Origin of the sequence: Streptomyces blattellae, from assembly GCF_009709555.1 — a bacterium.
Taxonomy (GTDB): Bacteria; Actinomycetota; Actinomycetes; order Streptomycetales; family Streptomycetaceae; genus Streptomyces; species Streptomyces blattellae.
Genome location: NZ_WJBG01000227.1, coordinates 13,568 through 32,791, shown reverse-complemented (window position 1 = coordinate 32,791; position 19,224 = coordinate 13,568). Strand labels below are relative to the sequence as shown.

The following is a 19,224-nucleotide window of genomic DNA, read 5'->3' as shown; positions in this document are numbered from 1 at the left end:
CGCGTGGGCGCGACCAGCCCCCACGGCGGGAAAGCCGAAACACAAACGTGGGGCGCCCCAAAAACACAGGGCACCCCACGTCAACGGCTGAAGCCGAGCGCAGCGGCTACGCGTCGTAGTCCTGGCTGAAACGGTCCTCTTCCTCCCGCCGGAGGCGTTCCGTCTCTTCGTCCTGCGGTCGGCCACTGCGCTGATGGCGCTGCTGCTCCTGCTCCTCACGCCGGCCGCCCTGCTCCTCACGCTGGCGGCCCTGCTCCTCACGCTGGCGGCCCTGCTGCGCCTTGTCCTTGGCCTGCTGCTGCCACTGCTCGGACTTGTCCTGGAACTTGTCCTTCATGCCCATGTGGTTTCACTCCCGAAATGGGTGAGGGGGATCGGGCTCGACCAGCGTCACACGCGGTATGACGCTCCGCATGTCGATCAGTTACGCCGTGTAGCGCGCTCCTGTTCATCGGCGGCGCCTCCCGCGCCGACCAGCCCCGTCCGCATGCCCTCCAGCCGATGGGCGAACCGCTTCACCTCGCGCTGCCCGACCGCCCCGATGACGCCCGGCAGACACCCCCGCACCCCCTGCATCCCGCGCAGCCACCACTGCCCGTACACATGGCCGGCCCGCCGCTCGATCCCGGCGACGATCCGGTCCACCGCGGGCGCCAGCGGATACGTCTTGTTGGCGGGCCACGGCAGCCGCTGCCGCAACTCCCGCATCACGTCGTCCTGATCGGCCCCGCGCACCATGTCCGTGTCGGTCCACGACAGATACCCGACCCCCACCTTCACGCCCTGGTGGCCGACCTCGGCGCGCAGACTGTGCGCGTACGCCTCGACGCCCGACTTGGACGCGCAGTACGCCGTCATCATCGGCGCCGGAGTGATGGCCGCGAGGGAGGCGATCTGCAGCAGATAGCCGCGACTCTCCCGCAGCACCGGCAGGAAGGCGCGGGCCGTCACCGCCGACCCGATGAGATTGACCTCGATCACCCGCCGCCACGCGTCCGGATCGGAGTCCGCGAACGGACCGCCGCTCGCCACGCCCGCGTTGGCGACGACGATGTCGACCTTCCCGAACCGCTCCTCGACCTCGCGCGCCACCCGCGCCATCGCCTCGTGGTCGGTCACATCGGCGTGCCAGTGGCCGCTGTCACCGTGCAGCCGCTCGGAGACCCGCTTGAGCGCGTCCGGCTCCAGACCGACCAGCGCGACCTTCGCGCCGCGCGCGGACAGCTTCCGGGCGAGCAGCTCGCCGACGCCGCGCGCGGCCCCGGTGACGACGGCGACCTGCCCCTCCAGGGTGGCCCTGCTCATTCGCCCTCCTTGACCTGCACCTGCACCTGCACGTACGTCCTGACGAGTTCCCGTATCTTCCCGGTGACCAGCTCGGGAGCCTCGATCGGCGTCATATGGCCGAGCCCCGGCAGTTCGGTGATCCCGACGCAGTTCGGCAGCGCGGCGACCAGCGAGCGGGCGTGCACGACCGGCGTCAACCGGTCCGCCGTACCGACGACGACGGCCGTCGGCACCGTCAACTCCCGTACACCGTGGGCGAGATCCAGCAGGTCGAGCACCTGCGACCAGGCGTACCGCACCTTGCGCGGACAGGCGTGCACGAGCCGCGCGCACGCCTCGACCATGTGCGGGGCCGAAGCCGGGCCCATCGTCCCGTACTTGAGGATCCGCCGGGCCGGCGGCGTGACCGGTCCGAGGGGTGCCCGGGAGCCGAGGATCCGCCGGGTCAGCGCGGTCCGCAGCCGCCCGGCCCGCATCGGTACGACCGTCGACTCGGCGACCAGTCGCGACGCCCCCGTGCTGCACAGCAGCACCGCCACCGCATGCTTCCGGAAGCCCGCCCGCGCGGACGACGCCAGCACCGTCATCCCGCCCATGGAGTGCCCGGCGATCACCGCCTTCTCGCCCGGGGCGAGCGTCGCTTCGAGTACGGCGTCGAGGTCGTCGGCGAGTGCCTCCGTACTGCATGCGCGGCTCGCCGGGCTGCGTCCGTGGCCGCGCTGGTCGTAGGCGATGACCCGGTGGTCGACGGCAAGTTCGCGTATCTGGGCCGCCCAGAAGGCGGTCGAGCAGGTCCAGCCGTGGGCGAGGACGACCGCTGGGGCGCTGTCGGGGCCGTGCAGTTCGACGTGCAGCCGGGCGCCGTCGGCGGAGACGGCGGTGAGTTCGCGGGCGGGGACGGGCGGGGCGTACGGGCCGGAGGCCACGTGTGTCAGGCGGCTCACGCGTCCACCTCCGCGCGCTTGTCAGCCGCGACGCGCAGGACGTCGTACTCCCTCAGATCCACCCGCCGTGTCGCCCGCCGGAACTCTGTCGTCGTGCCCGGCCAGACGGTGGTGTTGCGGCCGCTGGCGTCCAGGTACCAGCTGGTGCAGCCGCCGGTGTTCCACACCGTGCGCTTCATGCGCTCCTGGACCTTGTCGTTCCATGCCTGCACGGCGCCCGTCCGGGCGTCGAGGGCGACACGACCGCCTAGAACGTTCAACTGCCGTACGAAGTCGGCCAGGTAGTTCAGTTGCGACTCGATCATCAGGATCATCGAGGAGTTCCCCAGCCCCGTATTGGGCCCGATGATCGACAACCAGTTGGGGAACCCGGCCGCCGAGGTGCCCCGCAGCGACTCCATCCCCGTCTTCCACACCTCGGCGAGCGTCCGCCCGTCCGCGCCCACCACCTGCTCGGTGATCGGCATGTCCGTGACGTGGAAGCCGGTCCCGAAGATGATCGCGTCGGCCTCGGCCGCACTGCCGTCGGCGGCGACGAGGGTGGCGCCCCTGATCTCACTGAGCCCGCTCGCGACCACGTCGACATTGGGCCGGGCGAGCGCCGGATAGTAGTCGCTGGAGAGCAGGATCCGCTTGCAGCCGATGCGGTAGTCGGGGGTGAGCCTGGCGCGCAGGGCCGGGTCCTTGATGGCACGGGTCATGTTGCGCCTGGCCAACTGCTCCACCAGCCCCAGCTCATGGGGGCGCTTGGTGAACGCCTGGACCTGCAACTCCCGTATGCCCCACAGCAGTCCACGGCGGGCCTGGGCGGTGAAGGGGAGCTGTCGGTGCAGCCAGCGCTCCGCGCCGCTGATCGCCCGGTCGGCGCGGGGCATCACCCACGGCGGGGTGCGCTGGAAGAGGGTGAGCCGCTCGGCGAGGGGCTGGACGGCCGGCACGATCTGGATGGCCGAGGCGCCCGTCCCGACCACGGCGACCCGCTTGCCGCGCAGGTCGTGGTCGTGGTCCCAGCGGGCGGAGTGGAAGACCTTGCCGGGGAAGGAGTCCAGCCCCGGAATGTGCGGGATCTTCGGGTCGGACAGCGGTCCGGTGGCGGAGACCACGATGTCCGCGCTCAGGTTCCCGCCGCTCGTCTCGATGTCCCAGCACAGCCGCTCGCCGCTCCAGGTCATGCGCTTGACCTCGGAGTTGAAGCGGATGTGGGGCCGCAGCCGGAAGACGTCGGCGACATGCTCCAGGTAGGCGCGGATGTGCCGCTGCCCGGAGAAGGTGCGGGGCCAGTGCGGATTCGGCGCGAAGGAGAACGAATACAGATGGGACGGAACGTCGCACGCGCACCCGGGATAACTGTTGTCCCGCCAGGTGCCGCCGACGCTGTCGGCCCGCTCCAGGACGACGAAGTCGGTGACGCCCTCGCGCCGCAGCCGTACGGCAGCGCCGAGCCCGCCGAACCCGGACCCGACCACCGCCACCCGCACATGCTCGTACTCCCGATCCTGCTCCTGCTCCTGCTCGGCCATCCCGCCTCCCGCCTCCACCCATCCGCTCGCGACCATGCCAGTGGGCACTGGCGCAATGGGAGAGTAGGCCAGGGACCGTACTCATGGGTAGGGGGCGTGCGCGGGGAAAGCTACCGGCGGTACGACATAGGCTTCCGGCGTGGCAGAAGACGGAGGACGACGCGAGTACCGCATGGAGGAGCTGGCCCGCCTGGCCGGCATCACCGTCCGCACCCTGCGCTTCTACCGCGAACGCAAGCTGATCCGGCCGCCCCGCCGCGAGGGCCGTATCGCCTGGTACGACGACCACCACCTGGCCCGTCTGCGTACGATCTCGGCGCTACTGGAGCGCGGCCACACCCTCAACGGCATCGCGGAACTGGCGGAAGCCCTCGAACACGGCCGCGACGTGGCCGACGTACTCGGCGTCGACGCCCCCACCGAGGAGGAGCCGGTCCACCTCACCCCCGAGGAACTCGCCGCCCGCTTCGAGGGCGAGGTCACCCCCGAGAACCTCGCCGCCGCGATGGACCTGGGCTACCTCGGCACCGACGGCGACGAGATCGTCCACGTCAGCCGCCGCCTCCTGGACGTGTCGGCCACCCTCGTCCGCGAGGGCATCCCCTTGGCGGAGGTCCTGGCAGCGGGCAAGCAGGTACGCGAACACGTCGACGCCCTCGCCGAACTCTTCGCCGACGTGGTCCTCCGCCACGCCACGGAGGACGACATGCAACGCCTGCGCCCGCTGGCCCGGAGCGTGGTGGAGGCGGAACTGTCGCTGGCGATGGACCGCAGGATGCGCAAGCAGCGGTAGACAGGTACAGCCGGAGACAGGTGCAGCCGGAGCGGGTACAGCCGGAGCGGGTGCTTGGGTGCCGACGGGATCAGCGGTTGCCGGCTTCCCGAGCCACCCGTTCCAGCCGACGCCGATGGGTCTCCCACCACGCCTGATCACCCGGCGGCATGTTGTCCTTCCCCTTCACCCACCCGGCAGACCCGTCGATCAGCTCCCGCACGATGTCGGCGTGCCCGGCATGGCGATGCGTCTCGCCGACCATGCGCACCAGGATGTGGTGCAGCGTCGTCTCCCGTCTCTCCTGCGGCCACCACGGGACATGACCGACCGCGTCGAGCGCCAGCGACTCGATGGTGCTGTCGGAGTGCTCCCATGCCCGGCGGTACAGCCCGACGATTTCCTCGCGCGACTCGTCGGCCGTGGCCCACATGTCCGCATTCAGCTCATAGTCCTGCGTGTACCACCAGGGCGGTGGATCCTCGCCGAAGAACGGCCGCCCGAACGTGTCGCCGAAGTACCCCAGCTCCACACCGGCGACATGCTTGACCAGCCCCAGCAGGTTGGTGCCGGTAGGGGTGAGAGGACGGCGGATGTCGTAGTCCGAGAGCCCGTCGAGCTTCCACAACAGGGCTTCACGGGCGAGTTGCAGGTAGTGGGCCAGATCCGCTTTCGGGTTCGCTTCGACCATGCCGGGAGTCTCGCACCCGGCACTGACAACCGGGCGCCGCCTGGACGGCCTCAGGTCTCGAACACCACCGTCACCGGAGCGTGGTCCGACCACCGCTCCCCATGACTGGCGGCCCGTTCCACGAATCCCTTGACCGCGCGCCCCGCCAGCCCTGGCGTCGCGACAGCCAGGTCGATCCTCCAGCCTGCGTCATGGTCGAAGGCCCGCCCCCGATACGACCACCACGTATACGGCCCCGCCACATCCGGATGCAGCGCCCGCACGACGTCGACGTACTCGTCGAACACGCGGGACAACCACTCGCGCTCCTCCGGCAGGAATCCCGAATTCCTGGTGTTCCCGCGCCAGTTCTTCAGGTCCGCCTGCTGGTGGGCGATGTTCCAGTCGCCGCAGACCAGGACCTCACGCCCGTCGGCGGCGGCCCGCTCGCGCAGGCCCTTCAGATAGGCCAGGAACTCGCCCATGAAGCGCACCTTCTCGTCCTGCCGCTCGGTGCCGACCTCGCCCGAGGGGAGGTAGAGGGAGGCGACGGTGACGCCGGGCAGGTCGGCCTCGACGTAGCGCCCGCTGGTGTCGAACTCGGCCGAGCCGAAGCCGACCTGGACGCGGTCGGGCTCGCGGCGGGAATAGAGGGAGACGCCCGCGCGACCCTTGGCGGCGGCGGGGGCGTGCACGGCGTGCCAGCCGTCCGGCGTGCGCACATGCTCCGGCAGCTGCTGCGGCTCGGCACGCACCTCCTGCAGGCACAGCACGTCGGCTTCGGTCTGCGCGAGCCACTCCACGAAGCCCTTCTTCGCAGCGGCACGCAGCCCGTTCACATTCACAGAGGTCACAGTGAGCACGCGCGCACCCTACCGGCACACTGGACAGAGTCTAGATTTCCCTCACCTCATAGATATACGATCAATGGCATGCATATACGTCGCGTCCTTTTCGACCACCCCGACGCCGTCAAACTCGACGCCGAGGTCCAGGCCGAGTACCACGAGCGCTACGGCGACGGCGGCGACGCCACCTCCCTCACCCCCTCCGACTTCGAGCCCCCGAACGGCGTGTACCTGATCGCGTACGACGAGCAGGACCGCCCCGTGGCCACCGGCGGCTGGCGCAGCCAGGACGAGAACGACGAGGGCAACCAGGACGGGGACGCCGAGCTCAAGCGGATGTACGTCATCGCGGAGATGCGTGGGCGGGGACTGGCGCGGCGCATGCTCACCGCCCTTGAGGACGACGCGCGCGCGGCGGGGCGCATCCGCATGGTCCTGGAGACCGGGCTCCAGCAGCCGGAGGCGATCGGCCTGTACACGTCCAGCGGCTATGAGCCGTGCGAGAAGTTCGGCTACTACCGCTTCCACGACTCCAGCCGCTGCTTCGCGAAGCCCCTCAACCCCGCAGGAAGGTGAGGACCGCCAGACGGCCACCTCGGACACCACGAGCGCCTTGACGACTGCGCCGTTCAAGCCGTTCAAGCCGTTCAAGCCGTTCAAGCCGTTCAAGCCGTTCAAGCCGTTCAAGCCGTTCAAGCCGTTCAAGCCGTTCAAGCCGTTCAAGCCGTTCAAGCCGTTCAAGCCGTTCAAGCCGGATAAAATCCGGCACCAAAGCGGACATGGTCTGACAGACAGGGCGGAACTAAACTTACCGTCGTGCCATCGTCGTATATATGGGCATACGCCTGAGAACGGACGAGTGATCATGGACGGGCACGGCGTCACCCCGGCTGGAGTCCCGACCGATCGGGACTCGGCGTTGGCCTGCGTCGCTGTGGCCGTGATGGACGATCACGGCGTTCTCATCGAGTGGAGCACGGGCGCCGAGCGGCTGCTCGGCTACTCGCCCTCCGAAGCCGTAGGGCATTCCATGACCGATCTGGTGGTCGGGCGGTTGTCCGAGACAGCCAGGCAAGCTCTCGGCACGCGCTCGCCGTGGAGCCGCGAGATCGAGCTGCGACAGCGGGATGGCGGCAGCGTCACCGTGGACCTGCTCGCCGTTCCCACGACCGGGGAGAACGGCAACTCTCGGTGGTTCCTGATGGCCGCCTCAAGGGCTGAGCGCCGCCCGCGCGAGGAGCAGGCACTCACGGAGTGGGCGTTCAACCAGTCGGTCTTCTTCTCCGTGATCTACGACGCCGAGGGCCGAGTGCTCAGGGTCAGCGATACGGCCGCCAGATTGCTCGGCCTCAGCGAGGACGAAGTGCGCGGGCTGCGGGTGACCGAGTTCCTCCAGGGTCCCGCCTACACGGAGGGCGAAGAAATGATCTTCGCCGCCTTGGCGAGCGGTGAGCCGCAGAACACGCAGATGTTTGTGCGGGCGCCGGGCGAATCCCGTGCTCATGCATGGGACTTCACCGTATGCCCGCTCAAGGACGAATCCGGCCGCGTACGGGGTGCATGGGTGTGCTCTCTCGACATCACCGATCAGCACCAGGCCCGGGAGAGGCTCGCCCTGCTGGACGAGGCCGGCGCCCGGATCGGAACCACGCTGAATGTGGAGCGTACGGCTCGGGAACTGGCCCTGGTGACCGTTCCGCGGTTCGCCGATGTCGCCTGCATCGATCTTCTGGAATCGGTGCTTCGCAGTGAGGAACCGGTCTCCCGCCTGGCCCCGGGGGGAGTACTGCTGCGACGCGTCGCATGGGAGACCGCTCTCGAAGATGCCGTCTCGACCGCCGTGACGCCTGGGACGGTGAAGGCCCATCCGGACGACTCTCCCTCGGGCCGCCTTCTGGCCTGCGGTGTTCCTGCCCTGGTCAGAGCGGGGAATGCCGACTTCGAGCACTGGGTCACGCAGCTCCCGCCCCCCGCCGGACAGACCCGCGACCCCGGCATCGACTCGGTGATGGCTGTGCCGCTGCGCGCCCGCGGGAACCCCCTGGGCGTGGCCGTCTTCGCCCGCCGAGGACGCCCCGAGCCCTTCGCTGAGGACGACCTGGTCCTTGCCGGGGAACTGGTGGCCAGAGCGGCGGTGTGTGTGGACAACGCACGCCGCTACACACGCGAGCGCGCGACGGCAGTCGCCCTCCAGCGGAGTCTGCTGCCACACCGACTGCCCAGCCAGCCGGCGGTGGAAGCCGCCAGCCGCTACCTGCCCGCAGACTCCCGGGTAGGCGTGGGCGGCGACTGGTTCGATGTCATTCCCTTGTCAGGCGCCCGGGTCGCCCTGGTCGTCGGGGACGTCGTGGGGCACGGTATCCATGCCTCCGCGGCGATGGCGGGGTTGCGGACTGCGGTCCGGACCCTTGCCGACGTCGACCTTTCTCCGGATGAGCTCCTCACCCAGCTGGACGACCTGGTCATCAGCCGGTCCGCGGACCTGGAAGGCGACGAAGGCGACGAGGACGGCGACGTTCCCGGTGAGACCGGTGCCACCTGCCTGTACGCGGTGTACGACCCGATCTCCCGCCACTGCAGTCTGGCCCGTGCCGGACATGTGCAGCCTGCGATGGTCACCCCCGACGGGTCCGTCGACTTCATCGACGTACCGGCCGGCCCTCCGCTGGGCCTGGGCGGTCTGCCGTTCGAGACCACCGAGCTGGAACTGCCGGAGGGGAGCCTGCTCGTGCTGTTCACCGACGGCTTGGTCGAATCCATGGACCGAGACATCGATCTGGGCCTTGGCCGGCTGCGCCGCGCCCTGGAGGGATCTGCCGGACCGCTGGAGAGCATCTGTGACAACGTGCTGGACAGCGTGCTCCCCGATGATCCCGCCGACGATGTCGCCCTGCTGATCGCCCGCACCCATGCGCTGGACGCCGACCGGGTGGCCACCTGGGATCTGCCCGCCGACCCCGCTGTCGTCGCCGAGGCCCGCAAGAACGTGGCCGCCCGACTGGCCGCATGGGGACTGGACGACACCGTCTTCATCGCAGAGCTGGTCATCAGCGAACTGGTCACCAACGCCATCCGCTACGCATACGCGCCCATCGTGCTGCGGCTGATCCACGACCAGGCCCTCATCTGCGAGGTCTCCGACGCCAGCGCCACCGCCCCGCATCTGCGCCGGGCGCGCACCTTCGACGAGGGAGGTCGCGGCCTGTTCCTGGTCGCCCAGCTCTCCCAGCGCTGGGGCACCCGCCAGACCACGGCAGGCAAAACGATCTGGGCCGAGTGCGCCCTGCAAGAAACTCACAACCCGCCCGAACCGAACCATGGATGACGCACCATCAGAAACGGCGACACCATCCCAAACCCAGCGCTGACAGCGGAGTGGGCGGCGGACCAGGCCAGCCGATTCACGCCACCCTGCTCGGCCCCTTGGGCGTTCACCGCGGGCGATACACCGATACGTGATCCGGCCTCTTGAGGATTTCCCCCCGGTCGGCTGTTGATCGTTCCCCACTGATCCGGTGATCGCCCTGTCCCGTCCGCTGCCGAGGATGGCGTCAGCGTCCCGGGACTCCCTGTTGTCTCGCGGCAGCGTCGACGGTCTGTGCCAGCAGGACGGCGATGGCCATCGGCCCGACCCCGCCGGGGACAGGGGTGATCAGGCGGGCGCGGGTGCGGGCGGTGTCGAAGTCCACGTCGCCGATGTTGCCTGGGTTGTATCCGGCGTCGATCACCACCGCGCCGGGTTTGATGTCTTCTCCACGGATCAGCCGGGGCCGCCCTACGGCCGCGATCACGATGTCCGCCTCCCGGACGACCGCGGACAGGTCCGCGGTGCGGGAGTGGCAGTACGTCACCGTGGCGTCCTTGGCGAGCAGGAGCATCCCGACCGGTTTGCCGAGGATCGCGCTGCGGCCGATCACGACGGCGTGTTGGCCCGTGAGGTCGACGTCGTACTCGTCCAGCAGCCGCATGATTCCGCCGGGCGTGCACGATACGAAGCCGGGCAGCCCGAAGCTCATCGCGCCGAAGGAGTGCATCGTGACGCCGTCGACGTCCTTTTCCGGTGCGATGGCCTCGAAGGCCGCGCGCTCGTCGATGTGCTCACCGGCGGGGTGCTGCAGCAGGATGCCGTGCACGCCGGGGTCCTGGGACAGGGCGGCGAGTGTGTCGACCAGTTCGGCGGTCGTGGTGGTGGCGGGCAGAGGGACATGGCGGGAGGTGATGCCGGCCTTCGCGCAGCGGGCCCGTTTCATGCGGACGTATGTCACGGACGCCGGGTCCTCGCCCACGAGCACCGTCGCCAGGCACGGCGCCACGGTGGTGCGCCGCGAGATCTGCGCCGCACGGGCGGCGGCCTCTTCGATGACGCGCCGGGCGAGTGCGGTGCCGTTCATGAGCTCGGCCGTCTGTGTCGGGGACATGGTCGCCTCCCAGGCGTCGTTGACCACTCGCCCAGGCGCACGGCATCGACCGATTCGTCAGGCCGCTCCCCGGTGGTGCTCCACCTCAGCGCCAGTCACCCGCACTGTAGTGGACGCCTAACCCGCCTGGCCGTTGTCCGCTTCTGGCGGGGCTGAGCGGACAGCGGTCGGTTACCCGAGAAAGCGCAGTGAACGACCGTCCGGCCAGCGAGCGCGGCTGTGACAACTCTCTGAGAATCCCGTGTAGTTACTGGGTCATGGAGCCCGCCCGGCGCCCGGGTGACCCGCCTGCCCGAGTGCGGTGCGGGTACGAGGCCGACCGGAAGTTGCAGGTGTGAGTCGGCTTGATAGCGGGACGACTGTCCGCTAAATTTTCTCGTGTTGGACAGTTGTCCGATTCACTTCGTCGTCGCGGGCGAATGCGGTAGCCGACCAGGACCAGCGTTCTCCGAGTCTTCCCCCCACCCCACACGGAAGATTCCGCCGCCATGAAGCTGCTCATCCTGGGCGTGACCGCTCCACCGGACACCATGTCGTCGGCCTGACCCTGCGATCCGTTGACTCGGCCACGGCCTTCCTACGCACCCCGGAGACCCTGGGTTGCCTTGCTGAGAGACTCATGTACCTGCCAGGCCGCGGTGACGCATGCATCCACCGCAGCCGTGCTCACCGATTGACGCTCGATGCCGGAGACGAGGCCACGGAGCGTCAGTGGCCAGCCCTCCTGGACGGGGCCGGCGCATTTTGATTCGACCCTCTGAGACCTGCTGAGACCTGCTGAGACCTGACCGAGTGGGCTGTACCGGTCGGGCCGGTCGACCGCTGTCGTCGATCTCCAGTTTGTCGTCATATGTACCCACCTCATGGATGTTGTCGGCCTCGCTTCGCCGACGACTGAAAGGACTTCTCATGACCAGAGAAGAGCGCTTACCTGCACGCCGCCGGTTCAGCAGACGAAATGTGCTGAAGGTGACCGGCGCCACAGCGGTCGGCGGTGCGGTCCCGCTCACGGCCCGTGACGCAGCCGAGGCCAAGGAGGCATCCGCCTCACCCGCTGCCGTACGCGACGGGATGACGAAGAGCCGAACGCGAATCACAGGCATCGAAGAGCACTGCACCATCCCCGAACTCCTGGATGCGTGGAGCAAGCTCGGCGCCCCCTGGAGCGAAGATCCCGCGTTGCAGGTGTCGGCGATGCCTCAGTTCGCCGGCCCTCTGGCCGATGCGGGGGATGCGCGCATCACGGCCATGGACGCGACCGGAATCGATACCCAGGTGCTCTCCCTGCCGCCTCCCGGCCTGCAGATCCTGGACCAGGCCGACGCGGTGGCCCTGCAGCGCATCGGCAACGACCGGCTCGCCGAACTGGTGCGTGCCCATCCCGACCGGCTGCAGGCTTTCGCCGCGCTGGCGACGTCCGCGCCGGAAAAGGCGGCCGCCGAACTGGAGCGAGCGGTGCGGGAACTGGGCTTCAACGGTGCGATGCTGCTCGGCCGCACCCGCGAGCACACCCTCGACCACACGGACATGTGGCCGGTCTTCGAAGCGGCGGAGGCGCTGAACGTCCCGCTGTACCTGCACCCGCAGACGCCGCCGCTCGCCGTCCGCGACACCTACTACCAGGTGGACAGCCCGGCGGTCAGCACAGCACTGTCCCTCTTCGGGATCGGCTGGCACTACGACACCGGCGTACAGTTGCTGCGCCTGATCTTCAACGGTGTGTTCGACCGCTTCCCCAACCTCCAGGTGATCAGCGGCCACTGGGGCGAGGTCGTGCTGTTCTACCTGGAGCGGATCGAGGAAGGCGCCCGCCTCGTGAACGCGCCCCTCAAGCGTCCAGTGATCGACTACTTCCGGGAGAACATGTACTTCACTCCGTCCGGCATGTACAGCGAACGCTATCTGCGCTGGACGGTCGAGATGGTCGGAGCCGACCGGATCATATTCGCCTCCGACTACCCCTTCCAAGCCCCGCCGGAAGGCGGGATGCCGGAGTTCGTCAGGGACACCGGCCTGAGCCCGGCGGACCAGGCAAAGTTCGCGTCCGGCAACTGGGAAGGGCTGATCGCCGGTATCAAGCGGTGAGCGGTTCACCGTGCGAGCGCTGTCACCTGCGTCAAGTCCACTGAGTGCGTGGCCCGTCGCGCAGGGCCGCCCGGATCGACGGAACAGAACGGGCTGCACCTGGCGCTCGACGCCGACAGCCTCATCGCGCGAGCCGACGCGGATCGCGGCTGCCCCGCCCCTGGTGGCGCCGGGGTGAGCAGCAGGGCATTCTCACCGAGGGGAGAGCCAAGGCGGTCCGTGCCGCGCTGGGCGTCTGAAGCCCGAGACGTCCAGCGCGGGCCGGCGCAGTTGTCTCGCGGCAGCGTCGACGGTCCGTGCCGGCAGGACGGCAATGGCATCGGCCCGACCCCGCGGGGGACAGGGGTGGTCAGGCGGGCACGGGTGCGGGCGCTGTCGAAGTGCCCGTATCGGTTCCCGCTCTCTCAGGGGTGCCGGTGGTAAACCTTGTTGGCGATGCGCCACCTGTCGCCGGCGCGGACCAACAGGAAGATGTCCGTGAACGTGTCTGCGCCGTGCGAGAGCGTCATGGTCGCGGTCGCGGCGGTGGCAGCGGTTGGCTCACCGAGGAGGAAGCGTCGCTTGCGGACCACGAGCCCGCCGAGCCGGCCGAGTTCGAGGACGTCCAGCGCCTGGGTACGGGGCAGGCCAAGAGCGTCGGCTTGCCTCAGCGAGTCCCGCAGCGCGAGGACGGCTCCGGCGAGGCTGCTGTTGGCGATCAGCTTGAGCGCGGCGGCGGTGGAGGCGTCGTCCGCGCGCCGGACGGTGCCCAGCGTTTCCAGAACCGGTCGGACTCGGTCGAGTGCGTCCCGTTCGGCGGCGACCAGAAGGCGAGGACAGAGGGACTTCGCGGGCACGAATGAGTGGCAGATCGAGGCGACCGGCGGCGGCCGCATCTGGTACCTCCTGGACACCGCCCGGGAGACCTGCTGGATCACCTTCGCCGGTACGGGGCACCCGCGGGCCACAGACCGGCGCTGAGGGGGACGTTGGTCGACTGGGCCAAGCAGCGCCTCGACATCAAGATCAAGACAGTCCGACGCCCTCTGGACGCCCAGGGCTTCGTGGTCCTGCCCCGTCGCTGGGTGGTCGAGAGGTCGCTATCGTCGATCATGCGGGCCCGTCGGCACTGCCGGGACCACGAGAGACTGCCGCAGGTCAGCGAGTCGCTCATCACGTGGGCGTCCATCACGCTGATGACCCGCCGCCTCACCCGCAAACCGGCACGGCGATCGACTCGGACACCGGTCGCGCCGGTGGCGTTGGCGGCTGCCGCTTGACCGACGCACGTTCCTCAGAGGCAGAAGCGGGGCGCCTGCCCCGGAAACTACTGTATGGGTGGGAGCCGGTAGACGGAGACGTGGGAACTCGACTCGGCGGTGAATTCGCCACCAGACCAGTCCGCATGCCTGCTTTCCAGCTCGAATCCGGCCAGTTGGGCCATCAGATCGAGTTCGGCCGGCCAGATGTAGCGGTGGGAACTGCGGAACAGCCGAGCCTGCCCGGGCTTGTCGAACGAGAAATGGTGGGATACGACCTGCTGACGCAGAACATCGTAGGTGCCCAAATTGACGTAGCCGGGGTCGGACCGCCACACCGCGGCCGTCTGGCCCGGCGGGAGCCTGCGCAGATCGGGTACCCCGAGCTCGATCGCGAACCGCCCACCGGGCGTGAGGTGACGGGCAGCGTTACGGAAGCATTCAACCTGCTCGGCCTGGGTGAGCAGGTTGGAGAGCGTGTTGTAGACGAGGTAGACCAGGGTGAACTTTCCGGGGGCGACCGTAGTCGCCATGTCGCCGATGATCACGGGAATGGTTGCTTCATCAGCCTTGGAACGCAGCTGCTCTACCATCGGCCGAGACAGTTCGATGCCTGTGACAGGCACTCCTCGCTGCGCGAGAGGAACCGCTACTTACAGCGGCGGCTCCGGGGAAGGCACCTTTCGGCTACAGCGCCACCTTCGTCGTCGCGGCCCACCGCCGCCGCCCCGGCGAAAGCGCGGGCAAACCGACCGCCTACCCGCAGATGTGCGTCGGCCTGGTCCTGGACACCCCCACCGTCCGCACCGGCCGCAACGCGGTCCTCGCCCTGGAAGAACTGTCCGCACTCGGAGTGCCGGCAGGCACCTGCGCGGCCGACCGCGCCTACACCGGGTGCTCTCCCGAGAACTTCCAGATCCCCGTCCGCCGCCACGGCTACCGCCTCGCCCTCGACTACAAGGTCAACGACCGCGGTCAGCAGGGCAGCCGGCAGGGCGCCCTGCTCGTCGACGGCTCCCCCGCCTGCCCCCACATGCCCGCCGCACTGGTGCAGGCCACCCGCGGACTGGACGACAAAGCCGTACGCGAAATCCACGACAACCAGCAGCTCACCGAACACGTCACCGCCCGCGAGCCGCACTACCTCAAGACCAAGCAAGGGCCCGACGCGCGAGGCGCCATCCGCCTCCAGTGCCCGGCCGCCGGGCCGTCGCCGTCGGTGAACTGCGCGCGCCGCGACCGGCTCCGCCCCCGCACAGCCCGTACCCCGGGCCCGCCCTCTGCAGTGGTCGACTTCAGCGACAGCCGCCAACGCGCCGCCCACCCCGCCGCCCGGCCCACCGTCCAACTCCCCCAGGACGAATGGCTCAACCCACCGCCAGCGGACGAACTGCCCCGCGTCTGCAGCAAGTCCGACATCACCGTCCCCGCCGACGCCTCCGGCGACCTCAAGACCGCCAAGTTCCGGCAGGACAGCCACTACCTGTCCGACGACTGGACCGCCGCCTACAAGCCCATCCGTTCGCACAACGAGGGGATCCACGGGCGTCTCAAGGGCGAGGAAATCGACATCGGCAACCCGAAGCACCGCCCGGCACCGGGCCAGGCAGCCCAGACGCTCCTCGTCGCCATCCTGGTCACCGCCGGGAACCTCGACATCCTCGAGACCTGGCTTTATCAGCGCACCGGCACCCGACTCACCGACACCGTCTTCGACAACACCGATCCCCAGCCGCCGGCACCGCGTGAGACGGAACCACCCGCACAGGCCGGGCGGCCGCCGCCACCCACCACAGACCGCTGAACCGCAAGAAGCGAACACGACCACAGCCAGCCCCGGCGCCCCGGGGCTGGCTGTGATGCGCGCGACGCGGAAAAGCGGGGCAATGACACAGCCACGCTCCATACTCGCCGCCATCCACCACGCCGAACACCCTCGAACAGACTCCGGAAACGACGAAGATCCCGCACGATCATCATGATCGCCGGGATCTCGTCAACCGACCTTGAGCGAACTCAAGAACAGTCGTGCGTGGACCTGAGGGGATTTGAACCCCTGGCCCCCTCGATGCGAACGAGGTGCGCTACCGGACTGCGCCACAGGCCCTTGCAACGAGTGAAACCTTAGCACCCCGATCCGGATGCTTGGAAATCCGTTCCCGCGCTGGTTGAGGGGACAGCACCCGGGGGCGGGCAGGGGGCTACTCGTTCGCCGCGCGGGGCCGCTCGCCGTCCTCGTACTGGTCGAACAGGGGCGTACGGCCCCTCTCCCGTGCCCGGCGGGCGGACGCGGCGCGGCGGGCGTTGCTGCGGCCGCCCCCTTCTTCCTTGTCCTCGGCGCGGGCGCCCGTCTCCTCGCGCTCGGCGGCCTCGCGCTCGGCGGCCTCGCGTACGGCAGCGGCGTCGGCGCTGTTGCCACGCTCACGCGCCGCTGCCCCCGCCTCGCCGTCCCGGACGGCCGAACTCGACCGCGCGGAGCTCCACGCGTCCGGCGCCCCGAGGTCCACGTCGGCGGTGGCCCGCGGAGCGACGGGCGCTGTCACATACGTCGGCAGCGGCACCGGCACCGGGTCCCAGCTGTCGCCCTGACCCGGCCGCCGCTGCCGCTCGCGCTGCTGGTCGACCCACTCGGCGTGGTCGGTCTGCTCGACGAGGGCACGGCGGTCGGCGGCGAGGGCCGAGAGGCCGGCGTCCTGCTCCGGCTCGGGCCCTTCGTCGTGCTCATCGGTTCCCGCGCACGCGCCCGCGCCGGCTTCGGCGGAGGTTCGCCGACGCGGCTGGCGGGCGCGCTCCCGCAGCCGCTGCGCGGCGGCCTCGGCTTGGCGCCGGTCCATCTGGTAGGCGAAGCGACGTCGTTCCTGGGCGCGCAGGTAGACGATGTACGCGCTGAGCAGCACAGCCGGCACGCCGGGCGCCCAGAGGAACGCGAGCCCGCCGACCGCGGCGACGATCGCGCCGAGGGTGAAGGCGAGGAAGAGGACCACCGTGGTGCGCCGGCGACGCGCGAGGACCTTCGAGCGCCGGGCCCGCGCCTCGGCCGCCTCCGCGTCAGGGGCACGCCGGGCGGACGGCACCCGCTTGCGCGGCGGCGCGGCGGCGGATTCGGGTGCGGGTTTGGCTTCGTGCCCGGACGCATGCGTGGATTTCGGCTGCGGCGCGGGCGCCTGTTCACGCGCCGGCTCCGAGCGCCTCTGAGCCGCCGGCTGAACCGCCGCGCGTGCCTGCGGGCGGGCCGGGGCCACGGCGAAGGCCCGGACGTCCACCGAATCGGTGACCGTGCCCGGGTCGTCGGCGCTGGGCTCCCCCTCGTCGGTGGAGCGCGCCCGCAGGTCCTTGGCGTATCGGCGCTCCATCGCCGCCCGTCCGGACAGCAGCCGGATGGCGGTGCTGAAGCGTTCCGTCGGACGGGCCTCGTTCAGCTCGTCCTGCCTACGGAGCCACATCGGCACCAAGTAGGCGGCCCAGGCCCCGACAATGACTGCGTAGATGAGGCCGCTGCTGCTCACGCCTCACACGGTAGAGGGGTTTGCGTGAGGCCATCTGCCAATTGAGCCGGTGTGTCGCACGATCTGGCTGATATTTCGAACTTTTTTTGTGACCGATGCGATCAGCAGGCCACCGAGGGCGGGAATTTAATGCCCCGAGCCGGTCATCGGCGATTAATTTCGAACACTTATTCACTCGAACACATATTCAATTTCTGAGCTACGCGGGGTTCCCCTGGGTGTTGTGCGGGTTCGTACGCGGCGCTTGCTGGGAGCGCTGCGCCCGGCGCCAGCGGCTCAGCAGCCCCTCGGGGACCTCTTCCGCGGTGAACGCGAAGACGAGGTGGTCGCGCCAGGCGCCGTCGATGTGCAGATAACGCGGACGCAGCCCCTCCTCGCGGAATCCGAGTTTCTCCACGACCCGGCGGCTGGGCCCGTTCTCCGGGCGAATGCAGACCTCGATGCGGTGCAGACCGACGGTCCGGAAACAGTGGTCCACGACCAGCGCCACGGCCGTCGGCATCACACCGCGGCCGGCCACCGCCTCGTCCACCCAGTAGCCGACGTGCCCCGAGCACATCGAGCCCCAGGTGATCCCGGCCACCGTCAACTGGCCCACCAGCCGCCCCTGGTACTCGATCACGAACGGCAGCATCCGGCCCGCGCTCGCCTCGGACCGCAGATGGCGCACCATCTGCCGGTAGGTCGGTCGGTGCGCGATCGGCCCGCTCGGTGTGGGCGGCGGAATCGTCGCCTCCCAGGGCCGCAGCCAGTCGCGGTTGCGCCGGTTCACCTCGCGCCAGGCGCGCTGGTCGCGCAGCTTTATCGGCCGGAGGACGACATCGCCGTCCGCCAGCACGACCGGCCAGGATGGGGTGTTCAGCTCGCACCCCCACTACCGGCGCCGGGTCTGGCATGGTCCCCGCCGCGGAGCTGCTCGACGGCGTGCACCAGCAGCGGCTCAAGGACGGCCAGTCCGTCCTTCACCCCGCCGGTGGATCCGGGCAGATTGACGATCAGCGTCCGTCCCGCCACCCCGGCCAGACCGCGCGAGAGCGCCGCCGTCGGCACCTTCTCCCGACCGAACGCCCGGATCGCCTCCGCGACACCCGGCACCTCGTGGTCGATCACCCTGCGGGTCGCCTCGGGCGTGCGGTCGGTGGGTGAGATGCCGGTGCCGCCGGTGGTGACGATCACGTCGTATCCCGTGTCCACACCGGCGCGCAGGGCGGCCTCCACGGGGTCCCCGTCGGGGACGACCTGCGGTCCGTCGACCGCGAAGCCGAAGCCCTTGAGGCCCTCGGCGATCAGCGGGCCGCCCTTGTCCTCGTAGACCCCGGCGGCCGCCCTGTTGGAGGCAGTGACCACAAGAGCGCGATACGTCATGCCCGGCTCCAGTCGCCCGACTTGCCGCCCGTCTTCTCCTCCACCCGTACGTTCGTGATGACCGCTCCCTTGTCGACCGCCTTGACCATGTCGATCACGGTGAGTGCGGCGACGGAGACCGCGGTGAGCGCCTCCATCTCGACACCCGTGCGGTCCGTCGTCTTCACGGTGGCCCGGATCTCCACGGCGTCGTCCGCGACCGACAGATCCAGTTTCACACCCGACACCGACAACGGGTGACACAGCGGGATCAGATCCGGGGTGCGTTTGGCGCCCATGATGCCCGCGATGCGCGCGGTGGCCAGGGCGTCGCCCTTGGGCATCCCTTCGCCGCGCAGCAGCTCGACCACGCGAGGCGAGACGAGGACGCGGCCACTGGCGCTGGCCGTGCGCGCGGTCACGTCCTTCCCGGACACGTCGACCATGCGCGCGGCGCCCGCGTCGTCGATATGCGTCAGTCGGTCCTGCATAGGGGGTCCGGGGGTCTCCCCCCGGGAAGGCACAGTCATCGTGCGGCGCTCCCGGTCCGGGCCCGGGGCGGTACGGCGCCGGGCCTGTTGTGCGCGACACG

The 19,224-nt window shown here is 69.6% G+C and carries 16 protein-coding genes, 1 tRNA gene, 3 pseudogenes and 1 riboswitch; of the genes and pseudogenes, 6 read left to right on the top strand and 14 right to left on the bottom strand.

Annotated elements, in window-relative coordinates; genetic code table 11:
- Positions 1–106 precede the first annotated feature (106 nt).
- The 4 genes from GFH49_RS33285 to GFH49_RS33270 all read right to left on the bottom strand — a co-directional run bounded on the left by GFH49_RS33285 (position 107) and on the right by GFH49_RS33270 (position 3,751).
- Positions 107–343, bottom strand: a complete 237-nt coding sequence (locus tag GFH49_RS33285; protein WP_155059777.1) for a hypothetical protein — start codon at positions 341–343, stop codon at positions 107–109.
- Positions 344–420: 77 nt separating this feature from the next.
- Entirely contained in the window at positions 421–1,305 is an 885-nt protein-coding gene (locus GFH49_RS33280) for an SDR family oxidoreductase (protein ID WP_155059776.1), read from the bottom strand.
- The gene (locus GFH49_RS33275; protein WP_155059775.1) at positions 1,302–2,231 is read right to left on the bottom strand and encodes an alpha/beta fold hydrolase; all 930 of its coding nucleotides are present in this window, start codon (positions 2,229–2,231) and stop codon (positions 1,302–1,304) included. Before GFH49_RS33275 ends, GFH49_RS33280 begins: the two co-directional genes overlap by 4 nt.
- Positions 2,228–3,751 (bottom strand): flavin-containing monooxygenase, encoded by a 1,524-nt coding sequence (locus GFH49_RS33270; RefSeq protein ID WP_155059812.1) that lies wholly within the window; start codon positions 3,749–3,751, stop codon positions 2,228–2,230. Before GFH49_RS33270 ends, GFH49_RS33275 begins: the two co-directional genes overlap by 4 nt.
- 172 nt (positions 3,752–3,923) lie before the next feature.
- Here GFH49_RS33270 and GFH49_RS33265 point away from each other — a divergent pair, with 172 nt between their 5' ends.
- Positions 3,924–4,544: a MerR family transcriptional regulator gene (locus GFH49_RS33265; RefSeq protein ID WP_155059811.1), complete on the top strand. Its 621-nt coding sequence runs from the start codon at positions 3,924–3,926 to the stop codon at positions 4,542–4,544.
- Positions 4,545–4,614: 70 nt separating this feature from the next.
- Here GFH49_RS33265 and GFH49_RS33260 read toward each other — a convergent pair whose 3' ends face one another.
- Both GFH49_RS33260 and GFH49_RS33255 read right to left on the bottom strand, forming a co-directional pair.
- The gene (locus GFH49_RS33260; RefSeq protein ID WP_155059774.1) at positions 4,615–5,214 is read right to left on the bottom strand and encodes a DinB family protein; all 600 of its coding nucleotides are present in this window, start codon (positions 5,212–5,214) and stop codon (positions 4,615–4,617) included.
- A 50-nt stretch (positions 5,215–5,264) separates the two neighbouring features.
- Positions 5,265–6,056, bottom strand: a complete 792-nt coding sequence (locus tag GFH49_RS33255; protein ID WP_155059773.1) for an exodeoxyribonuclease III — start codon at positions 6,054–6,056, stop codon at positions 5,265–5,267.
- 69 nt (positions 6,057–6,125) lie between these two features.
- On the opposite strand from GFH49_RS33255, the gene GFH49_RS33250 reads away from it, so the two are divergent.
- Entirely contained in the window at positions 6,126–6,617 is a 492-nt protein-coding gene (locus GFH49_RS33250) for a GNAT family N-acetyltransferase (RefSeq protein WP_196218206.1), read from the top strand.
- A 37-nt stretch (positions 6,618–6,654) separates the two neighbouring features.
- Positions 6,655–9,366 (top strand): SpoIIE family protein phosphatase, encoded by a 2,712-nt coding sequence (locus GFH49_RS33245; RefSeq protein WP_230396641.1) that lies wholly within the window; start codon positions 6,655–6,657, stop codon positions 9,364–9,366.
- 226 nt (positions 9,367–9,592) lie between these two features.
- On the opposite strand, the gene GFH49_RS33240 is transcribed toward GFH49_RS33245, so the two are convergent.
- Positions 9,593–10,459, bottom strand: coding sequence for a bifunctional 5,10-methylenetetrahydrofolate dehydrogenase/5,10-methenyltetrahydrofolate cyclohydrolase (locus GFH49_RS33240; RefSeq protein WP_155059772.1), 867 nt, complete (start codon positions 10,457–10,459; stop codon positions 9,593–9,595).
- A 22-nt stretch (positions 10,460–10,481) separates the two neighbouring features.
- A riboswitch (ZMP/ZTP riboswitch) is annotated at positions 10,482–10,568 on the bottom strand.
- An 800-nt stretch (positions 10,569–11,368) separates the two neighbouring features.
- On the opposite strand from GFH49_RS33240, the gene GFH49_RS33235 reads away from it, so the two are divergent.
- Positions 11,369–12,544 carry an amidohydrolase family protein gene (locus tag GFH49_RS33235; RefSeq protein ID WP_230396640.1) on the top strand — a complete coding sequence of 392 codons (1,176 nt, stop codon included), beginning with the start codon at positions 11,369–11,371 and terminating at the stop codon, positions 12,542–12,544.
- A 404-nt stretch (positions 12,545–12,948) separates the two neighbouring features.
- On the opposite strand, the pseudogene GFH49_RS33230 reads toward GFH49_RS33235, so the two are convergent.
- Positions 12,949–13,356 (bottom strand): annotated as a pseudogene (locus tag GFH49_RS33230) (nuclear transport factor 2 family protein); the annotation flags it as partial.
- A 141-nt stretch (positions 13,357–13,497) separates the two neighbouring features.
- On the opposite strand from GFH49_RS33230, the pseudogene GFH49_RS33225 reads away from it, so the two are divergent.
- Positions 13,498–13,776, top strand: a pseudogene (locus tag GFH49_RS33225) (IS5-like element IS4811 family transposase); the annotation flags it as partial.
- A 74-nt stretch (positions 13,777–13,850) separates the two neighbouring features.
- Here the strand turns inward: GFH49_RS33225 and GFH49_RS33220 are convergent.
- Positions 13,851–14,435: pseudogene (locus GFH49_RS33220) on the bottom strand (class I SAM-dependent methyltransferase); the annotation flags it as partial.
- Positions 14,436–14,548: 113 nt separating this feature from the next.
- Here GFH49_RS33220 and GFH49_RS33215 point away from each other — a divergent pair.
- On the top strand, positions 14,549–15,586 hold the full coding sequence (locus tag GFH49_RS33215) for a hypothetical protein (protein ID WP_155059770.1): 1,038 nt from the start codon (positions 14,549–14,551) through the stop codon (positions 15,584–15,586).
- A 229-nt stretch (positions 15,587–15,815) separates the two neighbouring features.
- On the opposite strand, the gene GFH49_RS33210 is transcribed toward GFH49_RS33215, so the two are convergent.
- The 5 genes from GFH49_RS33210 to moaC form a co-directional block, all read right to left on the bottom strand.
- Positions 15,816–15,889, bottom strand: a tRNA-Ala gene (locus GFH49_RS33210).
- A 94-nt stretch (positions 15,890–15,983) separates the two neighbouring features.
- On the bottom strand, positions 15,984–17,288 hold the full coding sequence (gene sepX / locus GFH49_RS33205) for a divisome protein SepX/GlpR (protein ID WP_155059769.1): 1,305 nt from the start codon (positions 17,286–17,288) through the stop codon (positions 15,984–15,986).
- A 199-nt stretch (positions 17,289–17,487) separates the two neighbouring features.
- Positions 17,488–18,126 carry a GNAT family N-acetyltransferase gene (locus GFH49_RS33200; protein ID WP_196218204.1) on the bottom strand — a complete coding sequence of 213 codons (639 nt, stop codon included), beginning with the start codon at positions 18,124–18,126 and terminating at the stop codon, positions 17,488–17,490.
- Positions 18,127–18,146: 20 nt separating this feature from the next.
- Positions 18,147–18,653 (bottom strand): MogA/MoaB family molybdenum cofactor biosynthesis protein, encoded by a 507-nt coding sequence (locus GFH49_RS33195; protein ID WP_155059767.1) that lies wholly within the window; start codon positions 18,651–18,653, stop codon positions 18,147–18,149.
- The gene (moaC, locus tag GFH49_RS33190) at positions 18,650–19,162 is read right to left on the bottom strand and encodes a cyclic pyranopterin monophosphate synthase MoaC (RefSeq protein ID WP_155059766.1); all 513 of its coding nucleotides are present in this window, start codon (positions 19,160–19,162) and stop codon (positions 18,650–18,652) included. Before moaC ends, GFH49_RS33195 begins: the two co-directional genes overlap by 4 nt.
- Positions 19,163–19,224: the final 62 nt, after the last annotated feature.

Coding starts and splice junctions, on each gene's coding strand:
- GFH49_RS33250 (WP_196218206.1), top strand. CDS start 6,126: ATGCATATACGTCGCGTCCTTTTCGACCACCCCGACGCCGTCAAACTC.
- GFH49_RS33260 (WP_155059774.1), bottom strand. CDS start 5,214: ATGGTCGAAGCGAACCCGAAAGCGGATCTGGCCCACTACCTGCAACTC.
- GFH49_RS33235 (WP_230396640.1), top strand. CDS start 11,369: ATGACCAGAGAAGAGCGCTTACCTGCACGCCGCCGGTTCAGCAGACGA.
- GFH49_RS33195 (WP_155059767.1), bottom strand. CDS start 18,653: ATGACGTATCGCGCTCTTGTGGTCACTGCCTCCAACAGGGCGGCCGCC.
- moaC (WP_155059766.1), bottom strand. CDS start 19,162: ATGACTGTGCCTTCCCGGGGGGAGACCCCCGGACCCCCTATGCAGGAC.
- GFH49_RS33285 (WP_155059777.1), bottom strand. CDS start 343: ATGGGCATGAAGGACAAGTTCCAGGACAAGTCCGAGCAGTGGCAGCAG.
- GFH49_RS33215 (WP_155059770.1), top strand. CDS start 14,549: ATGTGCGTCGGCCTGGTCCTGGACACCCCCACCGTCCGCACCGGCCGC.
- GFH49_RS33240 (WP_155059772.1), bottom strand. CDS start 10,459: ATGTCCCCGACACAGACGGCCGAGCTCATGAACGGCACCGCACTCGCC.
- GFH49_RS33280 (WP_155059776.1), bottom strand. CDS start 1,305: ATGAGCAGGGCCACCCTGGAGGGGCAGGTCGCCGTCGTCACCGGGGCC.
- GFH49_RS33265 (WP_155059811.1), top strand. CDS start 3,924: ATGGAGGAGCTGGCCCGCCTGGCCGGCATCACCGTCCGCACCCTGCGC.
- GFH49_RS33270 (WP_155059812.1), bottom strand. CDS start 3,751: ATGGCCGAGCAGGAGCAGGAGCAGGATCGGGAGTACGAGCATGTGCGG.